Origin of the sequence: Dolichospermum sp. UHCC 0352 (assembly GCF_009711925.1) — a bacterium.
GTDB lineage: Bacteria > Cyanobacteriota > Cyanobacteriia > Cyanobacteriales > Nostocaceae > Dolichospermum > Dolichospermum lemmermannii.
This window is the reverse complement of record NZ_VIKY01000258.1, coordinates 1-16115: the sequence shown is the minus strand read 5'-3', so window position 1 is coordinate 16115 and position 16115 is coordinate 1. Positions and strand designations below refer to the sequence as shown.

Genomic DNA, 16115 nt, shown 5'->3' with positions numbered 1-16115 from the left:
TTAGTTATCTATTGTCAATTGTCAATTCATAAGGGTGTAATTTATGGTTAAAGATAATTCTCATAATAACGATTTTCACCAATCTCTGTCCAGTGAAAAATTAGATTTTAAAACTAAATTAGCTTATGGTGCGGGAGATTTGGGTCCTGCGATTACTGCAAATATTGCTGTATTTTACATGATGGTTTTCTTTACCAATGTGGCAGGAATTCCAGCGGGTTTGGCAGGTAGTATTTTGATGATTGGCAAAATTTGGGATGGTATCAATGATCCTATGGTGGGAATGTTGACTGATAAAACCCAATCCCGGCGCTGGGGTCGTCGTCTACCTTGGCTTTTATATGGGGCAATTCCTTTTGGATTTTTCTTTTTCTTGCAGTGGATTGTCCCCCAATTTACTGCTGACAAAAGTAGTAATATTTGGTGTTTATTTTGGTATTATGTAGTAATTGGGATTATATCTCAGGCATTTTATACTGTTGTGAATTTGCCTTATACAGCCATGACTCCTGAGTTAACTCAAGATTACGATGAACGAACTAGTTTGAATAGTTTTCGGTTTACGTTTTCCATTGGTGGCAGTATTTTATCGTTGATTTTATCAAAAATTATTTTCTCACAAATTAGCGATCGCCAACAACAATATTTAGTTTTAGCGGCTGTGTGTACCGTGATTTCGGTTTTATCCTTGTATTGGTGCGTTTATGGGGTGCGCGATCGCATTTTAGCTTTTGAAGCTAAACGGATTTCTTTGCCACAAGAAGCCGAAATTCCCTTTTTTGAACAGTTGAAAATTGTCTTTAGTAATAAACCTTTTTTGTTTGTAATTGCGATATATCTTTTTTCTTGGTTAGGTGTGCAAATCACAGCCAGCATTATTCCCTATTTTGTCGTTAACTGTATGAAACTTAAAGAGGGAGATGTCCCCACAGTCATGATTGCAGTGCAGGGAACGGCTTTATTTATGTTATTTATTTGGAGTTATTTAAGTAAAAAGATTGGCAAAAAAATCGTTTATTTCTTAGGAATGAGTTCCTGGATTATTGCGGCTGCTGGATTATTTTTCTTACAGCCAAATCAAGTTGGTTTAATGTATGTTATGGCTGTAATGGCAGGTATGGGAGTTTCTACAGCTTATCTAATTCCCTGGTCAATGATCCCTGATGTGATTGAATTAGATGAATTGCAAACTGGACAACGACGGGAAGGAATTTTCTATGGTTTCATGGTTTTATTGCAAAAATTTGGTTTAGCTTTCGGGCTATTTTTGGTCGGTAATACTTTACAAGCTTATGGTTTTAAAGAAGCGGTTGCTGGACAAAGTTCTTTACCTGTACAACCTGAATCTGCACTTTTAGCCATTCGTATCGCTGTTGGACCCATACCAACAATTTGTTTAATTGCCGGGTTAGTTTTAGTCTACTTCTATCCCATTACCCGCGAAATGCACGCAGAAATCATGCTTAAACTGCAAGTACAACGGCAGAGGACATAAACCCGAATTTCTCACAAATACTCATAAACCCAAAATGTCTCTTTTTGTTCTATACTCTGGAATAATTGCACTTGAGAAGCAATTTCTTGAAAGGTAGTTAGATGATTCATTTATTTGATATTGGTTAATGGATTAAGTCTATTTTTACAATTATATCAAATAGTAAAGCGATATTGACCTCTCCCCCAACCCCTCTCCTACAAGGAGAGGGGAGTAAATCTTGCTCCCCCTTCCCTCGTAGGGAAGGGGGCTGGGGGGTTAGGTCTTTTCACAACAAGTTTGATAAATTCGCATCAAAACTTGATCAATTTTCTCGGTTATTTCTTGATTTTTAAATCTCAATAAACGCAAACCTCTAGCTGATAAAATTTTGTCTCTTTCTATATCATATTCTATTTGTTGTTCATGAATTTTTCCATCTACTTCTATGACTAAACTAGCAGCATGACAATAAAAATCTACTATAAAACCATCTATAATTTGTTGACGGCGAAAATGTAACCCATGCAAGCGGTTGGCGCGAAGATGTTCCCACAGAATTTTTTCTGCTGATGTCATTTGGCGACGCATTTCTTTGGCGAGTTCGAGTTTTACGGGTTCTATTTTTTGTCCAATGACTATGTTATGAAGTCCGTCTTTTTTCGGTGGTTGGTTGTTCATTTGTGGGGTGTGTTTTTATATCGTGTTTGACCTCTCCCCCAGCCCCTCTCCTACGAGGAGAGGGGAGCAAGATTTCTCCCCCTTCCCTTGCAGGGAAGGGGGTTGGGGGGTTAGGTCGGTTTGGGATGTTGGAGGAATGCGATCACTCTTCAAACTTCCTGTATACTAAAAAGCGATCGCACTCATAACTCTCTACATCAAAAAAGCGATTGCTCTTACTAAATCATCAGTTAAAAAAGTACAATTTAAAGGAAAAATTACTATTTAATCTTCATAATCTTCGTATTTTTTAAGCTGCTTCTCTTCAGTAGATTCAGGATTATTAAGATACTCAATTAATTCTTGTAAAACAATTACATCCATGATATTTCCACGTATCTCAAGATTAGACATTCTATGTGTAACACCATGATAAGGTCTATACTCAAGGTAATCTTCATGTAGTGTAGTTGTTATTTGATAATTTTTCTGCCACTCTTCTCCTGTTTCCCAAACTACAACCAAGTTAATATCTTTGGAATTTTTTATTCCTGTATCTATATCCTCAATTAATCCATCCAATGAATACTTGTACTCTAAAACTTGAGGAGCAGACTGAAATGGTAATACTTTTTTAGATTCATAATCTTCTAGATTTTCCTCTTGAACTCCCAAAGGATTTCTGTCTTTATCATAGATATGTAAAGGATTGTTATCTATAATAATTCTGTATAGACTATCATAATCAGAACGCTCATTTGTTGCCATTATTTTAATTCCACGAATAACACCTCCAGCAATCATCTGATTAAAAAGTGCAATCACATCTTGTTCTCGTGATGGTATTGATGTAATAGAGATTTCTTTTGTTGGATTGAAAAAGTTCTTATTAATTAAATTTAAAGGATGTTGTTGCTCATGTTCTTCCATTTCCTTTTTCCAATCATCAATTCTCTTTTGTATTAAAATATCCTCTCTGCTTTTTCCACTTCCAGTAGGTCTCAAACATTTATGATACCTAAATAAAACATCTACTAAACGGGAAGCAATTTTTTGTGCTAGTTCTTGTAATTGTTTTTTGTAACTTTTCCGACCTAAATCTGGTGTATAATTTTCAAAATGAATCAACACAAAAGCATTATTTTGACGACTGATGTTTTGTCCTAATGGAATTTGAATTGTTTCTCCTTGTGGCATATTATTTGATGCTAATTGTATCCCACCAGATAACACTTTATTTCCTATTCTATAATCTAACTCACGACTAAAATTATTCCAATGATTAACTGACCAAACATAAGCACAATATACATATGGCTTATGTTTATCTAAAAGTTCTTTTTCTTCCTCTTCTAATTTTAGTTTTAGTTCTTTATGAGAATCAGATGAATCAAAATTCCACTCACCATAAATAACATATTTATTTATAAAGCTTTTAGGTAATTCATTATAATCTTTATGTTTATCTAGTAATTCTTGTTTCTTCTGTTGGATTATTTCATAACAAATAGATTTTGATTTTTGAGTAGTTTCATGAATACGTAGATAAGTAGGACTTGTGATTGATTCTTTAGTTAGTTTTCCATTTTTATCAATTACATCTAAAAAAACCTCTAATTTTTCAGTGGGTTTAATAGATCCTAATGCTGTTTTAAGTCTTAAAACTTTTAGCCACGAACTAGCTTCTTTCATTCCTACCCAAGTGAGGTTTTTAGGAAAAGTATTTTTATCAAATTCAAGACAAATGGAAACACCTGTGTCATTATTTTCTACAATTGTTCTAAAATATGGATCTAAAGGTTCTTCATCAGGAGTTACGTGAGGCCTTCCTAAAGAATTATCATCATCATCTACCCATTCTCTTGCATTAATCATTTTTCCTATAGCACTATAATTAGAAGTTTTAGTACACAGTTGAATATAATTAAATCCATAGGCTAAATAGGTTGCTCCAACACCTTTATGTCCGCGATTTTTGTTATTCTTAAAAGAAAAGAAGGGGGTTAGAAATGATTTAAATTGTTTTTCATCTAAACCTGTTCCATTATCTGTTACTATTAGTATATTCTTTTGTAAATTAATAGTTATCCAAATTTTTGGGATATAAGTAGACTCTTTAGTAGCACGTTTTTCTACAGAGTCCATAGAATTTTGAATAGTTTCAGAAAAGGGATCATACCATCCTGCATAGGATGTTAAAATACCTTTAATTTGGTTTTTAAGGGATTTTAGCTTGACTTCTGCATCAGCTTCAGTTTTCGCTTCAAGAGGATCAAATGAGTCAAAAGCTTGGAAAGATAGCATAATTAAGTTATTCTCTCGTTTGTGTATAAGATGGACTATTATACCCCACCCTAAATATTACAGTATACCAGAGACCTCTCAAGTTTAGGTATCTTATACCATAGAAATCACCCACAGAAAATCATCAAAACGTCTCTAAGCAACAGCAAACTCCGTCAATTTACGAGTTTCTGGATCATGAAAAGCCAAAACAATATCCTCTTTGGGTACACCTTCCTTCAATAACTCCGTTGCAATTCCTTCCTCAGTCCAATCTTCTTCAATGTAAATCTTCTCATTTTTAATACGAATATGGACAGAAATTCCCTTAATTCTTTCCTCAGTTGTCCAACCAACTTGAAACCATAAATATTGATCTCTTTGCTCATCAAAAGCTAAGAGCATTTCTATATTATCAGGAGATGCAGAGGAAAAAAGTTGATGATATTCTGTTAAGATTTTTTTGATTAAAAATCGGTAATTTTCTAACTTATCCATTTGGTAATAACCTCCTTATCTGTATCTACAATGATTAATTTAAGTTGGTTTTCATCAACAACAACTTGGATAGTTTCATCAAAATTAGCTTTATAAACAAGTTGACCAAGTGCTAAGTAAATCTGATGGTCTGGTGCTGTTCTTTTAAGATAATTATTTCCCTTGCGCCCATATCTATAGGAACTACTCTCCTTTTTCCTTCAACTTCACGAGTATATAAACAATGATCACCTTTTCCCTCTCTATGAAAAGTACAACCTGCTTTTTCTAATAACTTAATTAATTCTTTGGGTTTTAAAGAAAGTATATTTTTAGGCATAAACCTTCCTCAATTCATAGATTTCTGATTGTTTTTCTTTTTCCTCAACTAATAAAAATTCATGTAATTCATCTATAGAAATAGGAGATTTATAAATATTATCTTCTGATTCATAAATACCTTCAAAAGATTCTATTGCTTCCTTTAATTTATTAACTGCATCTTCTTGAGTATCTCCCTGTCCAACAATCCCATTTTCTAAACACAAACCCACCCAATAACCGGAACTTTGTCTGAGAACAACTGTGTAAAAGTTCATTTTTGTTTACCTATGGATTATGTATAAGCATTTTCTTAACATCAGCTAAAGATACGGAAAGACTATCTTTCTCTTCTTCCTTAGCATCCCGTAAATCTCTTAAATCTTCCAAATCTTCTAACAATTCCGTAATCTTCAAAAATTCCTCATAAGGTAAAACTGCAAATTGTTTTTGACCATTTTTTGTTAAAAACTCAGAATTTAATTCTATCATTTTTGCACCTCTTTATATTCATAAGATTTTATCCACTAATCATCTGCTAAAGTTTCCAACTCATCAGAAATTAAATTTTGCCAATCTTCATCACAATGGGAATGCAAATGAATAGAAGCTACCAGCAATTCTGAGAGAATTTTACCCTTTTGACGATCGCTTAATTCAGAAAGTTGTAATTGATTAATCAGAGAAATCACATTCTGGCATTCTTCCTGTAATTCCATTAGTAACTGATTAAGCGTTGAGTTTTCACTGCTAATTTTTTGTTTCGCGAGTTTCATTAATAGTTTCACGATAATTAACTAATTTATCCATTGTACAATTTCCTCTTTTTCTGTATTAATAATAACCAAAGCAAGTTGATTTAATTGAACTACAGTTTTAATTGATTTCCTTTGAAAAAAAGTCTCATAAATTTCATCTTTTACAGCTAAATAAATTTCTTGGGATTCATTTTGAGATAGTTGAATCAAATTACGATATAAAATATATTGTCCTAAAGCATTCTGAAAATCTTTGATGAGTGAAGAACTGATAAAACTTGTGATCTCAACAATAATTTTACGTTGTTTTTGGTTTTCTGAAATTATCTTTTCTATAGCTAAATCTGGATAAAGTTCAACGTCTTCATATTCCAGAGGACAAGTATCTATTGTAATTGTCCAACCGTCTTTAATTAAAGCATTTTTAACCGGATTCTTTTTTAAATATTTTTCATTAGATAGATAACTCTCTATATTTTCTAATATTCCCCTTAAATAACAAATAACTCTTTTTTGAATTTCCAATAGCTCATCAGAAGTAGCATCTCTACCAACTTTCTCAAAAGACTTAAAACCATGTGTTAAGTCTTTTCTATGATCTTTAATTCGTTGTAAATCCTTACCATTTCCAGTTTTTCTAGCATTAGTCTTATATGAAAATCCATACATTTCGGCTATATCTTTGATTCTTTGTCCATCAATATTTCCTGAAAATAATCTATCTCTATTAAAAGTAGCTGATATGATATCAACCGAAATATTTTGAACTGTAACTAAAATATCTTTAGTAGATTTATTATCTTTATCTTTTAGATTATCAATAACAATCTTTTTAATTTCGTCTCTTACATCATCGAAAGAAATATTTTTAGTTTTTAATTCATCAAATATTGTTTCAATTGCATTACGCATTGTAGATTCAACTAGATTATATAGTAACAAAAATCCTGTTGCTTTAAGAGTTTTTTCTAAATCATTGTTTATCGGTTTGATTTTTGTATTGTTTGTATTACCCATACTTAATTGAATTGAACCTTGCTCTAAATTTTTCAATAATATAAAATATCGTCTTACTTCTTGAGCGCGTTTATCAAAATCTTCAAATAATGTACTTCTCATGAATTACCTAAAAGCTGATCACGAACATAATAAATACGATTAATTACTTTGTTTTTAGAACTACTCGCATTAGAATTGGTATAATCTTTAAATTCTTTAGAGTTTAAAAACTCAATTGAATTGGGAACTATATCTGGATTTATTCTTAACGCTAAAGCAATACCTACAGTAATTGATTCAAACTTAATTCTAGTTGTAGGTTCATAGGATTTTTTTATTTTGATATAGGTATGTAAAGCATCAGAAAAATACTTTTGAACAAAATTTAACATTAAATAAAATTCATTTTTAGCTGCATTAATATCTAATGTTTCAGACTTATTCTCTTGCTCTAAATAATCATCCAAAAATTTATGAATATCACTTTTCCCAGGATAATTTTCATAATTATTCAGAAATGCAAAAAACCGGAGAACAAATTCTTGGGGATCTCTCTTATTTATCTGAGTTGGAGTAAAAGAACATAAATCTCGAAATTGTTGATATTTTGATAACTCTTCGATTATATCCAAAAACTTTCCTGGTTGAGATCCTCTGCGTTTCTCCATTTCATTCAATTGAACACTACCAGTATTAAGTCTCTCAAAAATATCCCTTCTAATTTCTTCACCTGAATGTTCGGTTAATTGAATCATTCTCATGGTAGTTCTGTTAAAACGTCTTTGACGTGGTAGCGGTAAATCTTGAAAAGTAAACCCATTGAGGCTTTCTAATTTATTTAGATTTTGTAATCTAAGCTCATTGTTAATGAACTTAGCTAAAGTCCGAATACGTTGTGTACCATCTATAATTTCTAATCGTGCTAAATCTTCTGTACTTGATATATCCGCAACAAAAATATAAGGGATTGGTAAACCTAACATCACAGATTCAATGAATTTTGATTGTCTATCTTCATCCCAAGCTATTTCTCGTTGATAATCTGGAATAAACAATTCATTTTCATCTTCCTTCTCCCCATCTAAATATTTTTGCACAATTACTTCGATAGGATATTCTAAGGTGTTGTAGTCAACACGCTTTGTTTTGTCACGAATTTCCGCTTCAGCATTTTCTTTGCGTTGATCTGTAATTTCTAGTTGATTTACCATAGTTGACAATCTTTTTCGTTAACGTTTAAAATTAGAGATTTGTTGATTAAATGAGTTAGTATAACTACATTTTATCACTTTATCACTGAAATAGCTTAATTTAGATAGAGTAAAAAATCTTAACAATTAGATTAAATATAAACTTCTTAAAATCAAGGTGAGTCATCAAGACTCACCCCAATTACATTATACCAACAAAGCCTGTTCCTCCTTACTAATCACCCTCCCCTCATTCTCAAAACCAACAATTTGATCAAAGTTCAAATAGCGATACAAATCATCAGCAAAAGGATGAATTCTTTCAGCCACAATATCCAAATATTCCTGCACATTAGGAAGCCTTCCCAATAATGCACAAACCGCTGCTAATTCCGCCGAACCTAAATACACTTGAGCGCCTTTACCCATGCGATTATTGAAATTACGAGTCGAGGTAGAAAACACAGTTGTATTATCATCAACTCGCGCCTGATTTCCCATACATAAACTGCATCCGGGAATCTCAGTTCTCGCCTTTGCAGCCACGAAAACATCATAAACACCTTCCGCCTTTAATTGGTGTTCATCCATTCTTGTAGGAGGTGCAATCCACAACCGCGCTTTCACATCTCCTGCACCTTCTAAAACCTTCGCAGTTGCTCGATAATGTCCGATATTTGTCATACAAGAACCCACAAATACTTCTTGTACAGGATCATTGGCAACTGCCGATAATAACTTAACATTATCAGGGTCATTGGGAGCAGCTACAATTGGTTCTGTGATTTGGCTTAAATCAATTTCAATTATTTCTGCATATTCGGCATCAGCGTCAGCAGATAATAATACTGGATGATCTAACCATTCTTGCATTTTTGCCACCCGGCGCATAATAGTTCTGGCATCACTATAACCCCGGGCTACCATATTAGTTAAAAGGGCAATATTGGAACGTAAATATTCCGCAATTGTTTCTTCGCTTAATTTAATTGTACAACCAGCACAAGAACGTTCTGCGGAAGCGTCAGTTAATTCAAAAGCTTGTTCAACTTTCAAATTTGGTAAACCTTCAATTTCCAAAATCTTGCCAGAGAAGATGTTTTTCTTGTTCTGCTTCTCGACAGTTAACAAACCTTTTTGCATGGCTACATAAGGAATGGCATTGACAACATCCCTTAAAGTAATTCCTGGTTGTAATTCCCCTGTAAATCTGACCAAAACTGATTCTGGCATATCCAAAGGCATGACACCCAATGCACCAGCAAACGCTACTAAACCCGAACCCGCAGGAAAGGATATACCCAAGGGGAAGCGAGTATGGGAATCTCCACCTGTACCCACGGTGTCGGGTAATAACATCCGGTTTAACCAGGAGTGAATGATACCATCACCAGGACGCAACGCCACACCACCACGGGAGGAAATGAAGTCGGGGAGTTCCTGATGAGTTTTAATATCCACAGGTTTGGGATATGCGGCTGTATGACAGAAACTCTGCATGACCAAGTCTGCACTGAAACCTAAACAAGCGAGTTCTTTCAATTCGTCTCTGGTCATTGGGCCTGTAGTGTCCTGAGAACCCACTGTAGTCATGATTGGTTCGCAAGATGTCCCCGGACGTACTCCTGGCAAACCAGCGGCTTTCCCGACCATTTTCTGCGCCAATGTGTAGCCTTTGCCGGTGTCCACTGGGGCTTGAGGACGGATAAATAAAGTGCTGGGCGCTAAACCCAATGCTAGACGGGTTTTATCGGTGAGGGTACGTCCAATTAGTAGGGGAATGCGTCCACCTGCGCGAACTTCGTCTAAAATGGTGTCAGGTTTGAGGCTGAAGGTGGAAATTACTTCTCCTGCGGCGTTGAGAACAGTTCCTTTGTAGGGATAAATGGTAATTACGTCACCGGTTGCCATTTTGCTGACATCGCATTGAATGGGTAATGCACCGGCATCTTCGGCTGTGTTAAAAAAGATGGGAGCGATCGCACTTCCTAAAATATAACCTCCCGCCCGTTTGTTTGGCACAAAGGGAATATCATTGCCCAAATGCCATAATACAGAATTGATTGCAGATTTACGAGAAGAACCTGTACCCACGACATCACCAACGTAAGCAACGGGAAATCCTTTTTTCTTTAACTCTGCAATAGTTTCTAAACTTCCCGGTTGACGAGTTTCCAACATCGCCAAAGCGTGTAATGGAATATCTGGTCTGGTTGTAGCGTGAGTTGCGGGTGATAAGTCGTCGGTGTTAGTTTCTCCGGGAACTTTGAAAACCGTAACAGTGATAAATTCTGGTAATGTGGGACGCAACGTAAACCATTCTGCTTCTGCCCAGGAGTTTACCACTTGTTTGGCGTAGGGGTTGGTTTTGGACAATTCCAAAACATCATGGAAAGCATCATACACCAACATAATTTTGCTGAGGGCGTTGGCTGCATAAGCGGCGATTTGTTCTCTTCCTTCTCCTCCCATGACCAAGGGTGTTTCTGAAGATTCTGATACAGAACTGCTAGAAACTTGGAGTAGATCAATTAAGGACTGAACATTGTAACCACCAATCATAGTTCCTAGTAATTCTACTGCGTCAACTGGTGAAACTAAAGGACTGGTAATTTCTCCTTTAGCAATCGCAGTCAGAAATCCAGCTTTTACATAAGCAGCTTGATCTACTCCAGGGGGAATGCGATCGCGTAATAAATTTAATAATAACTCTTCTTCGCCTGTGGGTGGATTTTTCAGTAATTCACACAATGCTGATGTTTGTTGTGCGTCTAATGGTAAAGGAGGAATACCCAATTGAGCGCGATCGGCAACCTGTTGACGATATTCTTGTAGCATGGTTTAGATTGTGATCCTGTAATGTCTTGCTTTCTTTATTTTATTGTAAGGGAATTGTTACAGGAGTTACTGGTAAACGAATTTGTCAGAAATAGACAGTTTATAGTTTATGATCAGATTATTAAAATTTTTCTGAATTTAATTTTTATGTCAGCTAGGGATACTTACCATGAAGCAATTAAAAATGCCTTGATTAAAGACAGTTGGATGATTATTCGTGATCCTTATACTATTAAATATGAGGAGATACAATTATTTGCTGATTTATTAGCTGATAGAACTTTAGAAATTGAACGCAATGGACAACAAATTATTGTAGAAATTAAAAGTTTTATTGGTCGTTCACCCATGCGTGAATTTGAAACAGCTTTAGGGCAATATATTATTTATCGTACCTTGTTAAAAGTTATTCTTCCTAAAGTAACAATTTATTTAGGGGTAAGTCGCAGTATTTATCAATCTTTTTTTCTGCAAAAAGCGATTTCGTTCATCATGGCAGAAAATGATTTAAAATTAATAGTTGTTGATTTGAATAAGGAGGAGATAGTACAATGGATAAATTAAACCAATATCGCAATGTGATCAAGAAAATTCTGAATGAATATGAGCAATTAGCATCACAAACGCCTAATCCTGATGGTGTTGATAGTATTCTAGCTTTTGATGAACAAAGAGATCAATATCTTTGGTTTCAAACAGGTTGGCATAATGATCACAAAGTTAGAGGTATTACTGTTTATGTCAGAATTAAAAATGAGAAAATTTACATTGAAGAAGATTGGACTGAGGAAGGTATTGCAACTGAGTTATTAAGGGAAGGTGTACCACAAGAGGATATTGTTTTAGCTTTTCATGATCCTGAAACTCGCAAGTTTACAGAGTTTGCAGTCGCTTAGGTTGAATATTTGGGAATAGTTAAACACAATATTTTTGATAATCAAAAGGAGTTGTGAATAATGAAAAAACCTGATAATTGGGATCGCCTGATAGATTCATTTAGTGATTGTAATTGTCCCTATGCTTATATAGTAGGTTATTATCTTTCAAGATTTGATAAAGATAGTTATCAGAGATTAGGACTTGGTAACAAAGGGGAAACACATCAGAAAATTGGCTCTATGCTTGAAATTTCATCTAATACACTTAAAAATTTTAGAGATGCTTTTGATCCTTATCATGAAAACAGTCGTAAAGGTTGGTGGCAAAGAGATTTATGGCGTGTTGAAAAAGAAATTTATGATGGATTTAAAGCATATCCTGAAGAAGAAATATATGATTTAGTTTGTAATATTTTAAATAATCCAAAACTAGATTTTGAATACTTTTTCGATTCTGTTAGTGTAATAGATGATATCCTATTATTTCCTGATGAAGTAAGAGAAACAGAAGAAACTCAAACCTTAAAAGAAGGGTTTATTCGTCAAGTAACAGTTAATGCTTATGAAAGAAGTAATCAAGCTCGAAAACAATGTATTGAATATTATGGCATAACTTGTTATGTTTGTGGGTTTAACTTTGAAAAAGTTTATGGTGAAATTGGTCAAGGTTTTATTCATGTTCATCATTTAATTCCTTTATCGGAAATTAATCAAGAATACGAAGTTGATCCAATTAAAGATTTACGTCCAGTATGTCCTAATTGTCATGGGATGATACATCGGAAAAATCCACCATATACTATAGAACAACTTAAAAATATACTTCAATAGCTGGGTGTTAGCTTACCGTAGGTATCGCTTAATCTTTCATCCTCAAAAATAACTCCATCCTGTAAATCCTTAAATCCTGGATATCCTGATTCTGACAATAAAAATTATGTTTTAGATCAAAATCAAAAACCAATTGCTGTACAAATTCCTATGACTGAATTTGAACAAATAGAGGAAATTTTAGAGAATTATGGACTAGCACAATTGATGCAAGAAGTAGAAACTGATGAAATTTTATCTAAGAGGGTGTTTGAAAAGTTTTTAATGTATAAATAAACCCCTCTCCAAACCTCTCCCCGACGCGGGGAGAGGCTTTGAAACACCCCTTCCCTACCAGGGAAGGGGGCTGGGGGGTTAGGTTCTTGGAAATTATTGGTTTCATCTAATACTTTTCAAACAACCTCTAAACATGAAGCTTTAAAATATTTAGAACTACTGAAAAATAACCATCTGGAAAGTTGAATCAACAAGAGCGGAAGCTCCCAGACTTCTCCTTTAATGATGTCAATAAGTGATGAATCAATCGTAGAAATCGGGGAGCTAATCCTTACACTAAAAATTATTTATGCCTTGTTTTATGCCATTGCCAAGCGTGAGAAACGATATCCTTAATACCTGGATATTGAGGTTGCCAATTCAAGATTTTTCTGGCTTTTTCACTTGTACCAATTAAGGCTGGAGGATCTCCAATCCGGCGATCGCATTCCTGCACTGATATTACCATACCTGTGACATCTTCTGCCGCAGCAATCACTTCTCGAACTGAAAAACCGTTACCATTTCCTAAGTTAAAAACTTCGCTTTCACCACCATTTAATAAATATTCTAACCCCAAAACATGGGCATCTGCTAAATCATTTACATGAATATAATCCCGAATACAAGTACCATCAGGAGTAGGATAATCAGTTCCGAAAATACTAATAGCTTCTCGTTTACCTAATGCTGTTTGTAATACTAAAGGGATTAAATGGGTTTCGGGATGATGATCTTCTCCTAATAATCCTTGGGGGTTAGCACCAGCAGCATTAAAATAGCGGAAACGCACTGATTTAAAATTGTATGCCACATCAAAATCAGTTAATATCCTTTCTACCATTAATTTAGTTGCCCCATAGGGATTAATAGGATTTTGGGGATGATCTTCTGTAATCGGAATAAAATTCGGTACACCATAGGTAGCACAGGTAGAAGAAAAGACAAAATTCTTAATAGAAGCTGCTAACATTGATTCTAATAGTGTCAGCGTTCCTAAAACATTGTTACGGTAATATTTAGCCGGATCTGTTACAGATTCACCTACATAAGCATAGGCGGAAAAGTGCATAACTGCGGCAAAATTACGACTCTGAAAAAGATTATCTAATAAAAGGCGATCGCTTGTATCCCCTTCGATCAATTCTACCCGCAAAACCTGTTCTACCAAATCCCGATGTCCATACACCAAGTTATCAAGAATTACCACCTCATAACCGGCTTGCTTGAGGGCTAACACCGTATGAGAACCAATATATCCTGCTCCCCCCGTTACCAAAATACTAGGCTTTTCCGCTGACATAGTTTCTCCTTGATGGTTCTTTGATTATAGGACTTACGCAAGTGTCACACTAAAAATCTGTTGTAGGGTGCGTCAGATATACTCAAAACGGCTTGATTGTTTGATTCTAAACGTAGGGGTTTAGCTCTTGCTTTACCCCTACACATCTGGGTTCTTTGTCATTTGGCAAAAGTTTAAATCTCACCCGTGTTTAGTATATCAACAATCTGTTTATTTGCAGGATTTATGCAGTCGGACGCACCCTACCAATGTGCCAGTTGCGTAAGTCCTGTATGAATCTAATTTAGCCTAATATTATTTCCTTTTGAAGATGAAATTTATTCTTTGTTGTCCAGAAGTTGCATGAGTAGAGATTCTCCACGCTATAAAATTTATTTAGCACACCTTTACATAAAATTGGTATAATTTTAATGATTATAGAAAATAGCCAATTGACAATTTCATCATTTAATATTAAAGTGTGGGAGAATAAATGAATTATTAAATAGATATAAAAAATGCAAAATACATCAGAGTTTTATTGTGCTTATTGTGGAGAAGTAAACTTAACTTTTATTGATTTTAGTGCCGGAATGCAACAAAACTATATAGAAGATTGTCAAGTTTGTTGCCGTCCTAATATTTTGTATATCAGGATTGATGAAGACACACTAGATATTGAAATAGATACCGAATATGATGGTTAAATAATTCGGAACAGCCTCACAAAAAATGGCTCAAAAAAGAGAAATATTAGTTAAAACTTTACCCGACTGTAAAAAATACCTTTAACAATTTCCGCAGCCGTGACATAGAGGGCAACTATTGCCATTAAAATGAGGACAAAACTCAAAGGTAAGGCTTGAAAACCCAACACAGATGCTAAGGGAGTATAGGGAATAATCAATGTAATTATAGCGATCGCTATTGTTGCACCAAACAGGTATGGACTGGGTTTACTGTGGAAAATAGATTGACGAGTCCGAATTACTAAGACAATCATAGATGCAGAAATAACCGATTCCATAAACTTTCCAAAATTGGCACTAGTGGTCTGTCAATATTAATTTTGTGGATAAAGACGCTTGAGACGGACACGGGCATCCGCTGTTGTGAACTGCCAATCTACAGATTTTTGTAAATGATTGCGTTGAATATACCAAGCCGTTGTTTCTTGTTCTAAAGTTTCGCGGTCAGGAATCCGACGATCTAAACATTGTCGAGTCATTGCGGACAGTTCGTTTTCAGCGATATTGAGCCAACTACCATGTTTAGGGGTGTGGTGAATGGACAAGCGTTCAACCAGACGACGGGCAATGGATGGCTCAAAAGCTTGATATAGGGAGGCAAGTTTATGAGTATTTAGCTGGTCACATACTAAAATAACTTTGTCGCTATCGGGATAGTCGTTATCGAGTAAGTGCTTAATTTCTGTTGCCCAGTCAACCGCTGTTCTCCGGTCACTGACGACTGTTTTACGCCACCCAGACAAGGGTTATGTAAACATAAAAATATTGGCTGTTCCATTGCGATCGCAAAACATAATCCACCGACTCTGAGTGTCCAGGTTTAGCTGGCAGAGGAACGCGGGTTTCTTTGACCAATTGTATAGGTTGCTCATCCATGCAAATCACTGGATACTTGGGGTCATAGGGCAAGTGATAAATCTCCAGAACATCTTCCATATGAGATACAAATTCGGCACTTTGTTCCGGTGGAATTACATACATCTGCCGCAGATGAGGTTTGAGTTCGTTTTTTTTAGCACTTGACGCACGGTTTCGTGACTAATTGCTGGCACAATTTCTAACTCGACTGCCTTGTCTGCCAGTAATCGCAATGTCCAACGAGCATAACCAGCAGGCGATT

General features: G+C 35.1%; 21 protein-coding genes. 6 read left to right on the top strand and 15 right to left on the bottom strand.

Annotation, left to right across the window (positions count from 1 at the left end; translation table 11 throughout):
* The first annotated feature begins 43 nt into the window (after positions 1 to 43).
* Positions 44 to 1495, top strand: coding sequence for an MFS transporter (locus FJR06_RS18410; protein ID WP_168651988.1), 1452 nt, complete (start codon positions 44 to 46; stop codon positions 1493 to 1495).
* Positions 1496 to 1753: 258 nt separating this feature from the next.
* Here FJR06_RS18410 and FJR06_RS18405 read toward each other — a convergent pair whose 3' ends face one another.
* From FJR06_RS18405 to acnB, 11 genes are all read right to left on the bottom strand, one after another.
* Positions 1754 to 2155: an endonuclease domain-containing protein gene (locus tag FJR06_RS18405; protein WP_168651987.1), complete on the bottom strand. Its 402-nt coding sequence runs from the start codon at positions 2153 to 2155 to the stop codon at positions 1754 to 1756.
* 264 nt (positions 2156 to 2419) lie between these two features.
* The gene (locus FJR06_RS18400) at positions 2420 to 4438 is read right to left on the bottom strand and encodes an ATP-binding protein (RefSeq protein WP_168651986.1); all 2019 of its coding nucleotides are present in this window, start codon (positions 4436 to 4438) and stop codon (positions 2420 to 2422) included.
* Between the two features lie 135 nt (positions 4439 to 4573).
* Positions 4574 to 4915 carry a XisI protein gene (locus FJR06_RS18395; protein WP_168651985.1) on the bottom strand — a complete coding sequence of 114 codons (342 nt, stop codon included), beginning with the start codon at positions 4913 to 4915 and terminating at the stop codon, positions 4574 to 4576.
* Positions 4903 to 5037: an element excision factor XisH family protein gene (locus FJR06_RS24990; protein WP_168652004.1), complete on the bottom strand. Its 135-nt coding sequence runs from the start codon at positions 5035 to 5037 to the stop codon at positions 4903 to 4905. Before FJR06_RS24990 ends, FJR06_RS18395 begins: the two co-directional genes overlap by 13 nt.
* Positions 5028 to 5234, bottom strand: coding sequence for a type II toxin-antitoxin system HicA family toxin (locus FJR06_RS18385; RefSeq protein WP_168651984.1), 207 nt, complete (start codon positions 5232 to 5234; stop codon positions 5028 to 5030). Before FJR06_RS18385 ends, FJR06_RS24990 begins: the two co-directional genes overlap by 10 nt.
* A complete protein-coding gene (locus tag FJR06_RS18380) occupies positions 5227 to 5493 on the bottom strand; it encodes a type II toxin-antitoxin system HicB family antitoxin (RefSeq protein WP_168651983.1) in 267 nt (88 codons plus the stop codon). Before FJR06_RS18380 ends, FJR06_RS18385 begins: the two co-directional genes overlap by 8 nt.
* Positions 5494 to 5503: 10 nt before the next feature.
* Positions 5504 to 5707 carry a type II toxin-antitoxin system Phd/YefM family antitoxin gene (locus FJR06_RS18375; RefSeq protein WP_168634443.1) on the bottom strand — a complete coding sequence of 68 codons (204 nt, stop codon included), beginning with the start codon at positions 5705 to 5707 and terminating at the stop codon, positions 5504 to 5506.
* Positions 5708 to 5742: 35 nt separating this feature from the next.
* A complete protein-coding gene (locus tag FJR06_RS18370) occupies positions 5743 to 5991 on the bottom strand; it encodes a hypothetical protein (RefSeq protein WP_168634444.1) in 249 nt (82 codons plus the stop codon).
* A 21-nt stretch (positions 5992 to 6012) separates the two neighbouring features.
* Positions 6013 to 7092 carry an MAE_28990/MAE_18760 family HEPN-like nuclease gene (locus tag FJR06_RS24500; RefSeq protein ID WP_015083081.1) on the bottom strand — a complete coding sequence of 360 codons (1080 nt, stop codon included), beginning with the start codon at positions 7090 to 7092 and terminating at the stop codon, positions 6013 to 6015.
* Positions 7089 to 8183 (bottom strand): DUF262 domain-containing protein, encoded by a 1095-nt coding sequence (locus FJR06_RS18360; protein WP_168651982.1) that lies wholly within the window; start codon positions 8181 to 8183, stop codon positions 7089 to 7091. Before FJR06_RS18360 ends, FJR06_RS24500 begins: the two co-directional genes overlap by 4 nt.
* Positions 8184 to 8369: 186 nt before the next feature.
* Positions 8370 to 11000 carry a bifunctional aconitate hydratase 2/2-methylisocitrate dehydratase gene (gene acnB, locus FJR06_RS18355; RefSeq protein ID WP_168651981.1) on the bottom strand — a complete coding sequence of 877 codons (2631 nt, stop codon included), beginning with the start codon at positions 10998 to 11000 and terminating at the stop codon, positions 8370 to 8372.
* Between the two features lie 147 nt (positions 11001 to 11147).
* On the opposite strand from acnB, the gene FJR06_RS18350 reads away from it, so the two are divergent.
* Genes FJR06_RS18350 through FJR06_RS24985 form a run of 4 tightly spaced genes read left to right on the top strand, consistent with a single transcriptional unit; the run spans position 11148 to position 12985 of the window.
* Positions 11148 to 11564 carry an element excision factor XisH family protein gene (locus tag FJR06_RS18350; protein WP_015083078.1) on the top strand — a complete coding sequence of 139 codons (417 nt, stop codon included), beginning with the start codon at positions 11148 to 11150 and terminating at the stop codon, positions 11562 to 11564.
* Positions 11552 to 11896 (top strand): XisI protein, encoded by a 345-nt coding sequence (locus tag FJR06_RS18345; RefSeq protein WP_015083077.1) that lies wholly within the window; start codon positions 11552 to 11554, stop codon positions 11894 to 11896. Before FJR06_RS18350 ends, FJR06_RS18345 begins: the two co-directional genes overlap by 13 nt.
* 60 nt (positions 11897 to 11956) lie before the next feature.
* Entirely contained in the window at positions 11957 to 12709 is a 753-nt protein-coding gene (locus FJR06_RS18340) for an HNH endonuclease (protein ID WP_015083076.1), read from the top strand.
* A 48-nt stretch (positions 12710 to 12757) separates the two neighbouring features.
* Positions 12758 to 12985: a hypothetical protein gene (locus FJR06_RS24985; protein ID WP_015083075.1), complete on the top strand. Its 228-nt coding sequence runs from the start codon at positions 12758 to 12760 to the stop codon at positions 12983 to 12985.
* Positions 12986 to 13268: 283 nt separating this feature from the next.
* Here the strand turns inward: FJR06_RS24985 and galE are convergent, their stop codons facing one another.
* Positions 13269 to 14267, bottom strand: a complete 999-nt coding sequence (gene galE, locus FJR06_RS18330) for a UDP-glucose 4-epimerase GalE (protein ID WP_015083074.1) — start codon at positions 14265 to 14267, stop codon at positions 13269 to 13271.
* Between the two features lie 497 nt (positions 14268 to 14764).
* Between galE and FJR06_RS18325 the strand changes: the two genes are divergently transcribed.
* The gene (locus FJR06_RS18325; protein WP_015083073.1) at positions 14765 to 14953 is read left to right on the top strand and encodes a CPXCG motif-containing cysteine-rich protein; all 189 of its coding nucleotides are present in this window, start codon (positions 14765 to 14767) and stop codon (positions 14951 to 14953) included.
* A gap of 50 nt (positions 14954 to 15003) precedes the next feature.
* Here the strand turns inward: FJR06_RS18325 and FJR06_RS18320 are convergent, their stop codons facing one another.
* From FJR06_RS18320 to FJR06_RS18310, 3 genes are read right to left on the bottom strand one after another with little or no spacing between them, the layout of a single operon-like run.
* Complete coding sequence (locus FJR06_RS18320) at positions 15004 to 15273, bottom strand: cation transporting ATPase C-terminal domain-containing protein (RefSeq protein WP_041458565.1); 270 nt, start codon at positions 15271 to 15273, stop codon at positions 15004 to 15006.
* 36 nt (positions 15274 to 15309) lie between these two features.
* Positions 15310 to 15738: a transposase gene (locus FJR06_RS18315; protein ID WP_168651980.1), complete on the bottom strand. Its 429-nt coding sequence runs from the start codon at positions 15736 to 15738 to the stop codon at positions 15310 to 15312.
* Positions 15722 to 15976 (bottom strand): hypothetical protein, encoded by a 255-nt coding sequence (locus tag FJR06_RS18310; protein ID WP_168651979.1) that lies wholly within the window; start codon positions 15974 to 15976, stop codon positions 15722 to 15724. Before FJR06_RS18310 ends, FJR06_RS18315 begins: the two co-directional genes overlap by 17 nt.
* Positions 15977 to 16115: the final 139 nt, after the last annotated feature.